Consider the following 14,624-nt stretch of genomic DNA (forward strand, 5'->3'; position numbering starts at 1 on the left):
GGCTTGAGAGAAAAATGGGAATATTCTGTTTTAAAATGTTATCTTTTTAAAGGGAAATTCAGATGACTTTACCAGTCAGTTTGCCAGAGCCTGAGCAAGAATTAGCGGTTGAATTGGCAAGCCCGAGCGCAAGAATCGGGGCGTACGTTTTGAATATGGTAATCAATTTTGCCGTGGTGCTTATTTTTTCAGGTGTGATTACAGAAGGTTTTAAATATGTAGCTTCACGAGGTGGTGATGTAGATGCTGCTTCAGGATGGCTTACCCTTGTTTTGTTGCTGCCTATTGCTTATGGTATTTGGCAGTTGGTGTGGATGAGTCAATACGGGCAATCTATCGGTAAGCGAATTGTCGGCATTAAAGTAATCAGCTTAGATGGTGAAAATCCCGGATTTCTCAGCAATATGTTGCTGCGTGAAGTGAGTTTTAATGTAATCAGCTTGGGCTTTCTTCGGATAGTGGTGTTTCTCTTAGCCAACCTTGGATTTGAAGAGCGTACTTGGACTGTTTCATTGCTTGGTTTTCCTCTTTTAGTTTGCCTGATTATGTTGTTTCGAACCCAAACACAGCGGCGTACGTTACAAGATTATTTGGCAGGCACGCTGGTTGTGAAAGCAAGGAAAGGTCAATAATGGCTGTATCCATCGGTACGCAAGAGCTGGAACAGAAATTGGAAGTAGAACTGGCAAGCCCTGTTGCGAGGATTGGGGCGTTTATTTTGAATGTGATAATCAATTCTGTATTGTTATTTAGTATATCTACTCTTAATTTTTTGATGATTGCACATGCGATGACAGGTACTGTTGCTGCAATCAGTGCTGCGCTATATGTTTCATATTTTTTCTTGCTTTTTTTGTGGCTTTCCTGTGGTGTTTGTCAGTTGGTATGGATGACCAAATACGGGCAATCTATCGGTAAGCGTATTTTTGGCATTAAAGTAGTTAAGTTAAACGGTGAAAATCCTGGATTTCTCAGCAATGTATTGCTGCGTGAATGCGTTTTTTATCTGATTATTTTTGGGTTTATTTTCTGTATTGCCATGCTGAATGCTAATGCTGCTACCGCTAGCCTGCATATCTACAGTATTCCTTGGTTTTTTGGCATTGCCATACTGTCTTTTTTAGTAGGTACTAATCCAGCTGCCGCTAATCTGCTTGTCATATACGGACTTAACAATATTCCTTGGTTGATTTGTTTGATTATGTTGTATCGAACCAACACACAGCGGCGCACTTTGCAAGATTATTTGGCAGGTACGTTGGTTGTGAAAGCAAGGAAAGGTCAATAATGGCTTTATCCATCGGTACGCAAGAGTCGGAACAAGAATTGGAAGTGGAACTGGCAAGCCCTGTTGCGAGAATCGGGGCGTGTGCTTTGAATATGGTAATCAATTTTATAATGGTATCCATTTCCTCATTCATGATGTTAGGATTTATGTATATGCCTCCGCTTGTTCCTCTTGGTTGCGTGTTAGCCATTACTTATTTTATTTGGCAAATAAAGTGGATGAGTCAATACGGACAATCCATCGGAAAATGTATTTTCGGTATTAAAGTAATCAAGCTGAATGGTGAAAATCCCGGATTTATTCGCAATATATTGTTGCGTGAATGCGTTTCTTATCTGATTATTTTTGGGTTTATTTTCTGCATTGCCATGCTGAATGCTGATTCCGCTGACGCTAGTCTGAATATCATACGTGGACTCTACAGTGTTCCTTGGCTCTTTAGCATTGCCATATTGTTTTTTTTAGTAGATATTTATCCCACTACCGCTAATCTGCCTGTCATGTACGGACTTTACGATATTCCTCGGTTGATTTGGTTGATTTGCTTGATTATGTTGTTCCGAACCCAAACACAGCGGCGTACTTTGCAAGATTATTTGGCAGGTACGCTGGTTGTGAAAGTAAAGAAAGGTCAATAATGGCTTTATCCATTGGTATGCAAGAACCGGGACAAAAATTGGAAGTAGAACTGGCAAGCCCTGTTGCGAGGATTGGGGTGTGTGCTTTGAATATGGTAATCAATTTTGTAATGATATCTATTTCCGTATTCATGATAGCAGGATTTATGTATATGCTTCCGCTTATTCCTTTTTGGTTGTTGGTAGCCATTACTTATTCTATTTGGCAAATAAAGTGGATGAGTCAATACGGGCAATCCATCGGAAAATGTATTTTCGGCATTAAAGTAATCAAATTGAATGGTGAAAATCCCGGGTTTATCCGCAATGTATTGCTGCGTGAATGTGTTTTTTATCTGATTATTTTGGGGTTTATTTTCTGTATTGCCATGCTGAATGCTGATTCCACTGCCGCTGGTCTGCATCTCGTACGTGGACTCTACAGTATTCCTTGGTTTTTTGGCATTGGCATACTGTTTTTTTTAGTAGGTATTGATCCCGCTGCCTCTGCCGCTAATTTTCCTGTCATATACGGACTTAACAATATTCCTTGGTTGATTTGCTTGATTATGTTGTATCGAACCAACACACAGCGGCGTACGTTACAAGATTATTTGGGAGGTACGCTGGTTGTGAAAGCAGGGGGAAAAAGGTAACACGGTTTGCCGCTGTGAAAAAAGAGCAATTTGTTTGACCGCTTTGTTCAATCTGTCATATTCAATTATTGCGCTGTATGTAATAATAAAAATTCAATTTTTTGAAAGGGAAATCAGATGACTTTACCAATCAGTTTGCCAGAGCCTGAGCAAGAATTAGAAGTGGAATTGGCAAGCCCAGGTGCAAGAATCGGGGCGTTTATTTTGAATTATGCAATCCTTGTTGTCGTGTGTGCTGCGATAATACTTTCGGTGGTACCTAGTCCATCAACAGGCGTTAATGGGAAAAGTGCCGTTTTATTGGCTACTATCGCTATCGTTGCTTTTGTTGGGTTGATTATTTGGCAATGTGTGTGGATGAGCAGACACGGGCAATCCATCGGCAAACGGATTGTCGGTATTAAAGTAATCAAGCTAAATGGTGAAAATCCCGGATTTGTCGGCAATGTGTTGCTGCGTGAAATAGTTTATTACCTGATTATCGGCGTTATTCTCGGCATTATTGGTGTTATTTTTTTCAATGGTTTTGATACCGAATCATCTATATTGAACGGGCTTGCCAATATTCCGTATATGATTTGCTTGGTGATGCTGTTTCAAACCAAAACATGGCGGCGCACTTTGCAAGATTATCTGGCGGGTACGCTGGTGGTGAAAGCAGAGAAAAACAGATAATACTTTCTGCTTTGATGAAAACAGGCAACCGCGTTGCATTGCTATTTTCTGCTGATTCAATTGGCTTGCTTGTTGTTTTTGAACTGTGTTACGTGAAAAAGGGAAATTACATGGCTTTATCAGTCAGCACACAAATGCCGGAGCAAGAATTAGAAGTAGAACTGGCAAGCCCGGGTGCGAGAATCGGGGCGTATGCTTTGAATCAGGTAATCAATTTTATATGGGGTGCTTCGATAACATTTGCGTGGATATTTGGTTTTAAGTTTATAGACATAATTGAGAGAAGTATCGCTGTATTGGCTACTATTGCTGTTTTTTTGGGTTGATTATTTGGCAGTGTGTGTGGATGAGTAAATACGGACAATCCATCGGTAAACGGATTGTCGGCATTAAAGTAATCAAGTCAAATGGTAAAAATCCCGGATTTGTCGGCAATGTGTTGCTGCGTGAATGTGTTTTTTATCTGATTATCGGCTTTGTTGTCAGCATCATTGCTACTGTTTTTTTCAATGGTGCTGATACCGATACCATTGTTGCTAACCTGCGTACCATGATCTGGCTTGTCTATATGCCTTGGTTGATTTGCTTTGGCATGCTGTATCAAACCAAAATATGGCGGCGCACGCTGCAAGATTATTTAGCAGGTACGCTGGTGGTGAAAGCTGAGAAAAGCAGATAATACTTTCTGCTTTGATGAAAACAGGCTGCCGTATTGTATTGCTGTTTTTTGCAGATTTAGTCGGCTTATCTGTTATTTTTAACCGTGTTACGTGGAAAAGGAAAATCACATGGCTTTATCAGTCAGGACACAAATACCGGAGCAAGAGTTGGAAGTAGAACTGGCAAGCGCGGGCGAGAGAATCGGGGCGTATGTTTTGAATAATATAATCAATATGGCAGTGCTATTGATTCCTTTTGCATTTATTGTGGTTGGTATCTATAAACAAGCTGCGGCTTCACGAGGTGGTTATGCGGATGATACTCCGATATCTTTTTTTCATGGCGCTGTCTTGATTGGTGTATTGTATATTCCTTATTGTATTTGGCAGTTGGTGTGGATGAGTAAATACGGGCAATCCATCGGAAAACGGATTGTCGGCATTAAAGTAATCAAGTCAAATGGTGAGAACCCGGGATTTGTCGGCACTGTGTTGCTGCGTGAAGTGGTTTTTATTCTGATTGTTGGTTTTATTGCTTCTATTATTGGTTTTGTTGCTGGTTTTGTTGGTGCTGTTTCTGGTGTTTCTGGTGTTTCTAACAATGGTTATGGTTTCGTACCACTTATGGTAAATGTGGCGATTGGCTGGACTCCTTGGCTGATTTGCTTGATTATGCTGTTTCAAACCAAAACATGGCGGCGCACTTTACAAGATTATTTGGCGGGTACGCTGGTGGTGAAAGCAGAGAAAAAAAGATAGCACGGTTTGCCGGCACTGTATTTTGCTTCGGTTTGCTATAATGGCTACTGTATTTTTATTTTTGGAGCGAGCGGTATGTCCGTCGTTTTATCAGATTATCTGCATCAGCAAACCACCACCCATAGGCTGCCTGAAAACTTGGCTGCGGTTGTTTCCGCCATTGCCGAAGCGTGTGTTCACATCAGCCAACAAGTGCGCTTGGGTGCATTAAACGGTGTGCTGGGCAGTGCCGGCAGCGGCAATGTGCAAGGCGAAGAGCAGAAAAAATTAGATGTGATTGCCAATCGCATTCTGATTGATGCCTTGAGTCAATGTGCAGCGGTGGCGGGTTTGGCGAGTGAAGAAGAAGATAACTTTGTTGCCGCCAATCAAAATGGCGCGTATTTGGTATTGTTTGATCCGTTGGACGGATCGTCCAATATTGATGTCAATATTTCCATCGGCACGATTTTTTCGGTGTTGGCAAAATCTGAAGGCGTATTAAATACTGCCGATTTTCTGCAAGCGGGCAGTAAGCAAGTGGCTGCGGGCTATGTGCTGTATGGTCCGCAAACCCTGTTGGTGCTGACGCTTAATCACGGCATTGCTGTGTTCACACTCAACCAAGAAGGTGTGTTTGTAAACACACAGATTAATCCCGCCGTGCCGCCGCAGACCCGTGAGTTTGCCATTAATATGTCTAACCAACGCCATTGGGAAGCCCCTGTACAAACCTATATTGCCGAACTTTTGGCAGGTAAAAACGGTGTGCGCGGCAAAGACTACAATATGCGCTGGGTGGCATCTATGGTGGCGGAAGTGCATCGCATTCTCATGCGCGGTGGTGTATTTATGTATCCCAAAGATGCGCGTGATCCAAACAAACCCGGCAAATTGCGCTTGATGTACGAAGCCAACCCCATGAGTTTACTCATTAAGCAAGCCGGCGGCTTGGCTACTGATGCACACCAAAATATCTTGGACATTGTGCCGCAAGGTTTGCATCAGCGTGTGTCTGTTATTTTGGGCAGCGCAGAAGAAGTGGAATATGTAACCGCAAAACACGCGGCTACCTGAAAAACAGATTATGAACCGAAATCAATTGATTATTACACACAACCGAACATCAATCGGAGAAAGCCACTATGATTAAATTACACACCAATTTTGGTGTTATCGGTATTGAATTAGACCACGAACGCGCCCCGAAAACCGCTGCTAATTTTGAACAATATGTGCGCGACGGTTTTTATGAAGGAACTATTTTTCATCGAGTTATCAGCGATTTTATGATTCAAGGCGGTGGTTTTGATGCGGATATGCACCAAAAAGACACGCGCGAGCCGATTGAGAACGAAGCCAACAACGGCTTAAAAAATGACAAATACACGGTTGCCATGGCGCGTACCATGCAACCGCATTCAGCCGGTTCACAATTTTTTATCAACGTGAAAGACAACGGTTTTCTCAATCACACCGCGCCCAATCTGCACGATTGGGGCTATGCCGTATTTGGTAAAGTTATTGAAGGGCAAGATGTGGTGGATAAGATTAAAGCCGTGAAAACCACCAGCCGCGCAGGGCATCAAGATGTGCCTGTTGAGGCGGTGGTGATTGAAAAAGCCGAAATTGTTTGAATGGTTTTTTATTGAATATCAAAAAATAAAGGCTGCTTGAAAAAATGTTTCAGGCAGCCTTTATTTTATTTGTGATTGAAAGGGCAATCACGGCAATGTGCTAAACAGCTGCATTTTGTAAAATTTCACATTCATCTTGGTGGCTGCTTGTTTAATTTTCATGCCCGCTGCTAATTTATCTAAGGCTAATTATCTGAAATCTGCTGAATAGGTCATGATTGTTTTTTGAAAAAATAATATTATAGTTATTGTTAATTTTGTAATTATAAATAACAATACTTAATTTAAATGAAAAGAGTAACATTTCAAACACATTTACATTACATAACTGATGAGGTGTTTTAAATGAATAAGTTATTATTTTTAACAGGTATTTTATTTTCTTTAAATGTTTCTGCGCATGATGTCCATTGGGGCTATGAAGGAGAAGGTGCTCCTGATCATTGGGGTGAATTGGAAAAGCAATGCGGCACAGGGACACAACAATCCCCCGTAAACATTGCCAATACGGTTGTTAAAAAAGAATTGCCAAAAATCATTTTTAATGAAAGCAATAGTAAAACGATAGATATTGTGGACAATGGGCATACGCTGCAGGTTGATTTTAAAGAAGGCAGCTCCATTACTTACGATGGTAAAGTTTATGAGTTGTTGCAGTTTCATGCCCATGAAGAGGCTGAGCATACAATAGAGCGGGTGCGCTATCCCTTGGAATTACATTTTGTGCACAAGGCAAAAAACGGTGATGTCCTGGTGATTGGTGTTTTGGTAAAAGAGGGCAAAACCAATCAGGAGTTTCAAAAATTAAAAATCTTTAAATCCATGGCAAAACAGGAAAAACTAGAGACTCATATTTCTTTTAATCCGGAACATATATACCCTGAAGACAAGTCTTACTATACATACAGCGGGTCATTAACCACACCGCCTTGTTCAGAAAAGGTAACTTGGATTATTTTTAAAACGCCGATTACGTTAACAGAAGAAGAAATTGATGATATTAAAGCACATTTGCCGAAAAACAATAATCGCCCGATTCGCCCGCTCAATGGCAGGGTAATTTTGAGTAATTGAAGCGGTTAAACCACATCAATTCGCTAACATAGTGCGGTAAGATATGTTTATACATTGCCGCATCAGACAAAGAAAGCAAGCGCGGCAGCCGACAGCCAATCCGCGCTTACTTTTTTGGATACTTCAATTTTTATTATTTCAATACTTCTGCCATGCAAGCGGCAACATAATCAATGTTTTTGCTGTTTAAGCCAGCCACACACATGCGGCCATTGCTCACGATATACACGGCGAATTCTTTTTGCAAACGTTCTGCTTGTTCGGGTGTTAAACCGGTAAAACTGAACATGCCGCGCTGTTTGGTAAAGTAGCTGAAATCACGCTCAGGTAGTTTTTCACTCAATGCGTCTTGCAGTTTTTGGCGCATGTCGCGAATGCGGTCGCGCATCACATATACTTCGCCTACCCATTGTGTAAACAAGGCTTCATCATTCATGACGCCGTCCACCACGTAACCGCCGTGCGACGGCGGGCTGGAGTAAATGCGGCGTATGGTAAATTGCAGCTGACCTTGCACGCGGCGCGCTTCTTCATCACTGGGGCAAACCACGGACAAACCGCCCACACGTTCTCCGTAGAGTGATAAATTTTTAGAAAATGAATTGCTCACAAACAGGCTCAATCCCAAATCTGCCGCACGGCGAATGGCATAAGCATCACTGTCCATATCGTCGCCGAATCCTTGGTAAGCAATATCCATAAACGGAATCAGTTTTTTTTCTTTGATGATGTTTAATACCTGATCCCATTGCTCACGGCTTAAATCCACGCCGGTTGGATTGTGGCAACAGGGGTGCAGTAAAACCACATCGTTTTCGCGCAATTCTTGCAAAAACGCGCACATTTCATCAAATCGTACACCAATGATGGCAGGGTTGTAATACGGATATTTGCCGACTTCAAAGCCCGCACCCTCAAAAATACCGATGTGGTTGCCCCAAGTCGGATCGCTCACAAACACGCGGGCTTTCGGAAACCAGCGGTGAATAAAATTTGCACCCACACACAATGCACCCGAGCCGCCCAAAGTGGCAGTGGAAGCGATGCGTTTTTCTTTAACAGCGATGTGATCGCTGCCGAACAGTAAACGCTGGCAGGCAGCACGGTAGCCGGGTAAGCCGTCCATAGGCAAATAGGGGCGCGGTTTGGGTGGATTTGCCAACTGGGTTTCAACGGTTTTCACACATTCCAACACCGGCAAGCGACCTTCTTCATCGTAATACACCCCCACGCCGAGATTCACTTTTTGACTGCGCTCATCGGCTTTGTATTTATCCATTAAACCCAAAATCGGGTCGCCGGCATAAAATTCGACATGTTGAAACATATTGATAAATCCTTTTTTTTGAATGGGAAAATGATGAATGGATGCCTGATTTGTGTTTTTCAGGCAGCCTTAATTATGGGTAAATACAGATACAAACATGGCGAAATAATAATTTATATTGGCAGCCGTCTTCTCAAGAAGCAATGACCACAAAATAATAACCTCTTATCACCAAATCAAAGCACATAAAAACCGCATGTATAAAATGATGTGCCGCTTAAATGGCATGAATTATGGTGATAACGGCTGCCTGAAAATAAATTATTCACAATAATTATTTACTTGCTCTTGGAAAGTCTGAATCATTTGCTCACGGTTGGCACTGCGGGCGTTTTGTGCATTTTGCAAATTGAGCCGTGCGGTTTTGCAAGCCGATTCTTTTTGAGCTTGCTCGCGCAAACGGTTTTCTGCTTCGATTTTGGCATTATTCTCTTCAGTGGCTTTGTTTTGTGCCGCTAATTTTTTACTGAGTTCCAATTGTTGATCTGCCAGCGATTGGGGATTCTGCGGCTCTTCTGCTTTTTTCACGGCATCGGACGTGGTGAGGGTGCGTGCATTAAATATTTGGCTGTCGGCAGGACGCATATTGCGGGGCACATCTGAATAAGTTGATCGTCCGCCCTCTTTCCATGAAAAAACATCAGCAGCGGCACACCCGACTGTGAGCGAAATAAAACAAGCGAATGATATGCGTAATGTATTGAGTTTCATATTGATTTCTAAAACCCTTTTGCTGAAGTGTTGAAAGAATAAGTAAGGTTAAATTGTACGCCTCTGTCCTGAAAAAACAAGACAAAACAACCTGTTTTCTGCTTTTTTATTGTTTTTTGTTATCATTTCAGACAGTTTGTTTTTAATTTTGCACAATACAAGGACAGAGGTTTTGACTGTTGCAAGTCAGATAATAATTGTCAATTGAGGTGATAAGCCAAAACGCGGCAAATCATGATCAGAGGGTAATTTCAGAAGCTTTTTGATAGGCAAATCAACGGCGGCAGCGGCATATTCTCGGCAGCCGAAAAGAGGCTTTGGGCGGCGGCTGTATTTAAAGCCAAGGTGGTCAGGCAAGAATTTGCGGTATGACATCGGTAGCAATGGTTTGTTATAATAACAAAATATGAAGTCCTAGGCGGATTGTCTGATTCAATAAAAACTTTAGATTTAACCGCCGCCAAGGCAGGCACGTAAGAGGCGGTAACCGTAAAATATTTTTTCTTGCACAAAAACCACCGAATCAAGCCGTTTCAATTCACCGATATTGTGTGTATGCCCGTGGCAGGGCAATATTTGGTGGTATCGCTGATACACACCCAAGAGAAACAGACTGCCGCCAATATTTCTGCAAAATATTGTTCATATAATCCCGATATATACCCAAATTCGGGAAGGTAAAAAACATGTCCGTAAAGTCCATTTTTATAGCCATCCTCTGTGTCCCCATGATTTCGGTTGCCTACGCAGAAGATGACGCGCTTCCCCAAGCATGCCACGAGATGATTGGTAGCCATGCGGTTGTCGATCTGCTGCAATCAGCAAATTTCAGGGAATTGATAGATGTGTTCATTGATCCGGATTATGTTGCAGGAAATCCAGCTTTCACCCTTGCAATCAAAGACAATGCAATCACTTCAACGGGTGCGGTCAGCGGCAATGTGTCGCAAATGAAACTGTACAACGTCAATAGCCCGAATGTATTTTTTGAATATTTCGGCGGCAAGACAAAATGCAGTTTGAGATGGAATGATAATCTCTCCCTGACCCGCGTAGATTTAAGCACCTCTACTGTGGAACAACTGACCGATTTGAGCGAATATCTGGCACACGGATGGAAGGAACAAGTCGCCGTGGAAGAATTGCAAAAAATAGAGGAGTTTATGCTATATGAGTTTTCAATGATTGGCGTAACCGGCGGCGCTTTTGGTTTGCCCATGAAAAGGATTGCGCCTTGAAAGTAAAATCATGAATTCATCCCGATTCACCAATGTCTCATTCTACTGAAAAGAGTCTTAAACCATGCGTATAGTCGAAAAAGCCTACACTTTTGACGACGTCTTGCTCGTACCCGCTCACTCCACAGTGCTGCCGCGCGACGTTGTTTTAAAAACCGCCCTGACCCGAAACATCAGCTTAAACATACCTTTGGTATCAGCGGCGATGGATACGGTAACCGAAGCCAGATTAGCAATTTCTATGGCACAGGAAGGCGGCATCGGTATTATTCATAAAAACATGAGCGTTGAGCGGCAAGCCAATGCGGTGTTTAAGGTAAAACGCCATGAAAGCGGCGTGGTGAAAGAACCCACCACGATTGGCCCTGATTTATTGGTGGGTGAATTGTTGGCATTAAAACAGAAAGACCGTAAATACAAAGTTTCCGGCTTGCCGGTAGTGGACAATGGACGGGTGATCGGTTTGGTTACCAACCGTGATTTGCGGTTTGAAAAACGATTGGATCAGCCGGTGTCCGGCATTATGACTCCGCGTGAATTATTGGTGGCGGTGCCGGAAAACACCAGTATTGATGAAGCGCGGGAATTGATGCACGAACACAAAATCGAACGGGTGCTGGTGGTCAACACCGATTGGGAACTGAAAGGTTTGATTACCGTTAAAGACATTCTCAAAACCACGGCGTTTCCCAATGCCAATAAAGATTCAGACGGCAGATTGCGCGTGGGTGCGGCGGTTGGCGTGGGCAAAGATACCGATGAGCGTGTTGCCGCATTGGTTGCCGCCGGTGTGGACGTGATTGTGGTGGACACCGCGCACGGGCACAGCCAAGGCGTATTGGATCGGGTGCGCTGGGTGAAACAAAATTATCCGCAGGTAGATGTGGTGGGCGGCAATATTGCCACCGCACAAGCCGCGCTGGATTTGGCGGCGGCGGGTGCGGACGCGGTGAAAGTGGGTATTGGACCCGGCTCTATTTGTACCACGCGGATTGTTGCCGGCGTGGGCGTGCCGCAATTAACTGCTATTCACAATGTGGCGGCTGCCTTAAAAAACACCGGTATTCCTTTAATTGCCGACGGCGGTATTCGTTTTTCCGGCGACTTAGCCAAAGCCTTGGCGGCGGGTGCGTCATCAGTGATGTTGGGCGGCATGTTTGCCGGTACTGAGGAAGCACCGGGTGAAATTGAGTTATACCAAGGGCGTTCGTATAAATCGTATCGCGGCATGGGTTCGCTGGGCGCGATGAGCCAAGGTTCATCAGACCGCTATTTTCAAGACAACGAAGCGAATGCCGATAAATTTGTTCCCGAAGGCATTGAAGGCCGTGTGCCGTATAAAGGACAAATCATGCAAATTATCCACCAATTGGTGGGTGGCTTGCGCTCCAGTATGGGCTACGTGGGTTGCAGCACCATTGCATTGATGCACGAAAAAGCCGAATTTGTGGAAATTACTTCGGCAGGCATGAGTGAATCTCATGTGCATGATGTGCAAATTACCAAGGAAGCACCGAATTATCAGGTGCGGTAATCATCAATCAGGCTGCCTGAAATGGTTTTGTGATTTTCAGGCAGCCTGAAATCTGAAAAATGGCTTAAGTTCCCTGTTAATTTGCCTCATTTTTGTCTGATTGCGTTGATGAAACGGCTTGTTGTCATCGTTGTTCATTCGGCTGTTCGGTAAGCAACAAAAAAATCTCATTCATCATGATAAAAATACAGATTGTTGCCGATGCGGTACAATATTGCCCGATTTCTCCCCCAATCATTTTCTGACAAAAAACCACAACCAAACCAACCAATCATCATGTTATTCCACAAACTCACCAACCAAAACTTATCCAATAAAACCGTGTTAATCCGCGCCGACATGAACGTCCCTTTAAAAGACGGCATCATCGGCGATGACACCCGTATCCGCGCTTCTTTAGACAGCATTCGTTTTTGTTTAAACCAAGGCGCGGCGGTGATTGTGATGACACATTTGGGCCGCCCCGTTGAAGGTGAACCCAAGCCTGAAGACAGTGTTGCGCCGATTGCCGCACGCTTGGGTGAATTATTGGCACAACCCGTTACCCTTCTGGAAAATTGGCATGATCAAAAGCCCGTCTTGGCTGCCGGTACGGTGGCAATGCTGCCGAATGTGCGCTTAAACAAAGGCGAGAAGAAGAATAATGCCGAATTGGGTGCGGCGTATGCCGCTTTATGCGATGTGTATGTGAATGACGCATTTGGCACAGCACACCGAGCCGAAGCCTCTACCGCCGCTGTGGCGGAAGCCGCACCGCTGGCGTGTGCCGGTATTTTGCTTGCTGCCGAATTGGAAGCACTGGGCGCAGCCCTGCAAAACCCCAAACGTCCGCTGGCGGCGATTGTGGCGGGCAGCAAAGTATCCACAAAGCTCACCATTCTGGAAAGTTTGGCAGACAAAGTGGATATGCTGATTGTCGGCGGCGGTATTGCCAACACATTTTTGCTGGCGCAAGGCTATGCCATTGGCGCATCTTTGGCAGAAGCCGATTTAACGGACGAAGCGCAGCGGATTATGGATAAAATGGCGGCAAAAGGCGGACAAGTGCCGCTGCCTGTTGATGTGGTGTGCGCCAAATCCTTTGCTGCCGATGCGCCCGCAACCCTGAAAAATATTAAAGATGTTGCAGCAGACGACATGATTTTGGATATTGGTTTGGTATCTGCTGAAAATTTGGCGAAATTGCTGCAAGGCGCGGGAACGGTTGTTTGGAATGGCCCTGTAGGCGTGTTTGAATTTGATGCGTTTGCCAACGGTACGCGTGTGCTGGCGAATGCCATTGCCGACAGCGGCGCGTTTTCAATTGCCGGCGGCGGCGACACGCTGGCTGCCATTGCCAAATTCGGTGTCTCCGAGCGCATCGGTTATATCAGCACTGGCGGCGGTGCATTTTTGGAATTTTTAGAAGGCAAAACGCTGCCTGCCGTTGCGGCATTGGAAGCGTGTTACCGGAAAACGGCACAGTGAAAACGAGGATATGCGTCATTATCTCTGTTTGTTTTCAGACAGCCTGAAATTCAAAAAACTTAACTTAACTTATTGAGAAGACAAGTACGGCATTGTTTTTGCTGTTAAACGATTCATCACAATACAGATTGCTAAATGATTTTAAACCAGGCTGCCTGAGAGTGCTTCAGGCAGCCTTCAAACATAAGGAAACATCAAAATGAGTACATTATTGGTTTTACGCACTTCAGTAAACGGCGACAGCAGCTTTTCCAACCAATTGCTGGACGAATTCATTGCCAAAAGCCAATCCAAATGGCTGGGTGCGCAAGTCATTGAGCGCGACTTAAACGCCCAACAAGTTCCCATGCTTAACAGCGATACCGTGGGCGCAATTCGTGTCGGTGTGAATAACAATGAAGAACGCCGCGCCGCCATTGCTTTGTCTGATGAGTTAATTGCCGAATTAAAAAATGCAGACTATTTGGCTATCGGTTTGCCGCGTTACAATTTCACAGCACCTGCCACGTTCAAAAGCTATATTGATTACATTGGCAGAGCGGGCATTACATTCAGTTATACGGAAAAAGGTCCGCAGGGGTTGCTGCCGAATATTCCTGTGTATATTTTCGTTACCGGCGGCGGTGAATATGCCGACACCCCCAATGACACCATGGTGCCGTGGCTCAGACAGATTCTGGGCTTTTTGGGTTTAACCAATCTGCACTTTGTCTATGCCGAAGGTTTGGCGTACAAAGCCGAAGCCGCCATGGCAGAAGCGGGTAAACGCATTGATGAATTAACGGCTTAATTATTCTGTTGGTTTTATTGCAGGTGTGTTGAAAGCCATTGCAGCACTGCTTTACTTGCGTGTGCTGTGTTGGTATTGGGTTTCAACACCCCATAATAATGTTGTTTCAGCTACTTATTCAGGGCAATCGCATGAAAGATTTAACACAGTTTCAGTAGTTGCTCACGGTAATTATCAGAGGTAGCCGCCAGTAATCGCTGTACTTTAATGCCA

The 14,624-nt window shown here is 44.1% G+C and carries 16 protein-coding genes and 1 pseudogene; 15 read left to right on the forward strand and 2 right to left on the reverse strand.

Going from position 1 to position 14,624, the window contains the following annotated elements:
- The first annotated feature begins 62 nt into the window (after window positions 1-62).
- The 11 genes and pseudogenes from Q384_RS05595 (at window position 63) to Q384_RS05645 (ending at window position 7,344) form a co-directional block, all read left to right on the forward strand.
- Window positions 63-632: an RDD family protein gene (locus tag Q384_RS05595; RefSeq protein ID WP_037586487.1), complete on the forward strand. Its 570-nt coding sequence runs from the start codon at window positions 63-65 to the stop codon at window positions 630-632.
- On the forward strand, window positions 632-1,288 hold the full coding sequence (locus Q384_RS05600; protein WP_037586488.1) for an RDD family protein: 657 nt from the start codon (window positions 632-634) through the stop codon (window positions 1,286-1,288). The genes Q384_RS05595 and Q384_RS05600 overlap by 1 nt, the downstream gene beginning before the upstream one ends.
- Complete coding sequence (locus Q384_RS05605; RefSeq protein WP_037586489.1) at window positions 1,288-1,926, forward strand: RDD family protein; 639 nt, start codon at window positions 1,288-1,290, stop codon at window positions 1,924-1,926. Before Q384_RS05600 ends, Q384_RS05605 begins: the two co-directional genes overlap by 1 nt.
- Window positions 1,926-2,561, forward strand: coding sequence for an RDD family protein (locus tag Q384_RS05610; RefSeq protein ID WP_037586490.1), 636 nt, complete (start codon window positions 1,926-1,928; stop codon window positions 2,559-2,561). Before Q384_RS05605 ends, Q384_RS05610 begins: the two co-directional genes overlap by 1 nt.
- A 117-nt stretch (window positions 2,562-2,678) precedes the next feature.
- The gene (locus Q384_RS12900) at window positions 2,679-3,236 is read left to right on the forward strand and encodes an RDD family protein (protein ID WP_084224409.1); all 558 of its coding nucleotides are present in this window, start codon (window positions 2,679-2,681) and stop codon (window positions 3,234-3,236) included.
- Between the two features lie 14 nt (window positions 3,237-3,250).
- Complete coding sequence (locus Q384_RS05620; RefSeq protein ID WP_037586492.1) at window positions 3,251-3,562, forward strand: hypothetical protein; 312 nt, start codon at window positions 3,251-3,253, stop codon at window positions 3,560-3,562.
- A gap of 20 nt (window positions 3,563-3,582) precedes the next feature.
- Window positions 3,583-3,915, forward strand: a pseudogene (locus Q384_RS05625) (RDD family protein); the annotation flags it as partial.
- Window positions 3,916-4,024: 109 nt separating this feature from the next.
- Entirely contained in the window at window positions 4,025-4,654 is a 630-nt protein-coding gene (locus tag Q384_RS05630; protein ID WP_037586493.1) for an RDD family protein, read from the forward strand.
- 75 nt (window positions 4,655-4,729) lie between these two features.
- Complete coding sequence (locus tag Q384_RS05635; protein WP_037586506.1) at window positions 4,730-5,710, forward strand: class 1 fructose-bisphosphatase; 981 nt, start codon at window positions 4,730-4,732, stop codon at window positions 5,708-5,710.
- Between the two features lie 68 nt (window positions 5,711-5,778).
- Window positions 5,779-6,270 carry a peptidylprolyl isomerase gene (locus tag Q384_RS05640; RefSeq protein WP_037586494.1) on the forward strand — a complete coding sequence of 164 codons (492 nt, stop codon included), beginning with the start codon at window positions 5,779-5,781 and terminating at the stop codon, window positions 6,268-6,270.
- A 345-nt stretch (window positions 6,271-6,615) separates the two neighbouring features.
- Window positions 6,616-7,344: a carbonic anhydrase gene (locus Q384_RS05645; protein ID WP_037586495.1), complete on the forward strand. Its 729-nt coding sequence runs from the start codon at window positions 6,616-6,618 to the stop codon at window positions 7,342-7,344.
- 133 nt (window positions 7,345-7,477) lie between these two features.
- Here Q384_RS05645 and Q384_RS05650 read toward each other — a convergent pair whose 3' ends face one another.
- Entirely contained in the window at window positions 7,478-8,671 is a 1,194-nt protein-coding gene (locus tag Q384_RS05650) for an amino acid aminotransferase (RefSeq protein WP_037586496.1), read from the reverse strand.
- 261 nt (window positions 8,672-8,932) lie between these two features.
- Entirely contained in the window at window positions 8,933-9,382 is a 450-nt protein-coding gene (locus Q384_RS05655; protein WP_037586497.1) for a DUF4124 domain-containing protein, read from the reverse strand.
- A gap of 686 nt (window positions 9,383-10,068) precedes the next feature.
- Here Q384_RS05655 and Q384_RS05665 point away from each other — a divergent pair.
- The 4 genes from Q384_RS05665 (at window position 10,069) to Q384_RS05680 (ending at window position 14,411) form a co-directional block, all read left to right on the forward strand.
- Window positions 10,069-10,620, forward strand: a complete 552-nt coding sequence (locus Q384_RS05665) for a hypothetical protein (RefSeq protein WP_037586499.1) — start codon at window positions 10,069-10,071, stop codon at window positions 10,618-10,620.
- A 64-nt stretch (window positions 10,621-10,684) separates the two neighbouring features.
- Window positions 10,685-12,154, forward strand: coding sequence for an IMP dehydrogenase (gene guaB / locus Q384_RS05670; RefSeq protein WP_037586500.1), 1,470 nt, complete (start codon window positions 10,685-10,687; stop codon window positions 12,152-12,154).
- 276 nt (window positions 12,155-12,430) lie between these two features.
- The gene (locus tag Q384_RS05675) at window positions 12,431-13,621 is read left to right on the forward strand and encodes a phosphoglycerate kinase (RefSeq protein ID WP_037586501.1); all 1,191 of its coding nucleotides are present in this window, start codon (window positions 12,431-12,433) and stop codon (window positions 13,619-13,621) included.
- 199 nt (window positions 13,622-13,820) lie between these two features.
- Complete coding sequence (locus Q384_RS05680) at window positions 13,821-14,411, forward strand: FMN-dependent NADH-azoreductase (protein ID WP_037586502.1); 591 nt, start codon at window positions 13,821-13,823, stop codon at window positions 14,409-14,411.
- The last annotated feature ends 213 nt before the right edge of the window (window positions 14,412-14,624 follow it).

This window comes from Stenoxybacter acetivorans DSM 19021 (assembly GCF_000745895.1).
In the GTDB taxonomy this organism is placed as follows: Bacteria; Pseudomonadota; Gammaproteobacteria; order Burkholderiales; family Neisseriaceae; genus Stenoxybacter; species Stenoxybacter acetivorans.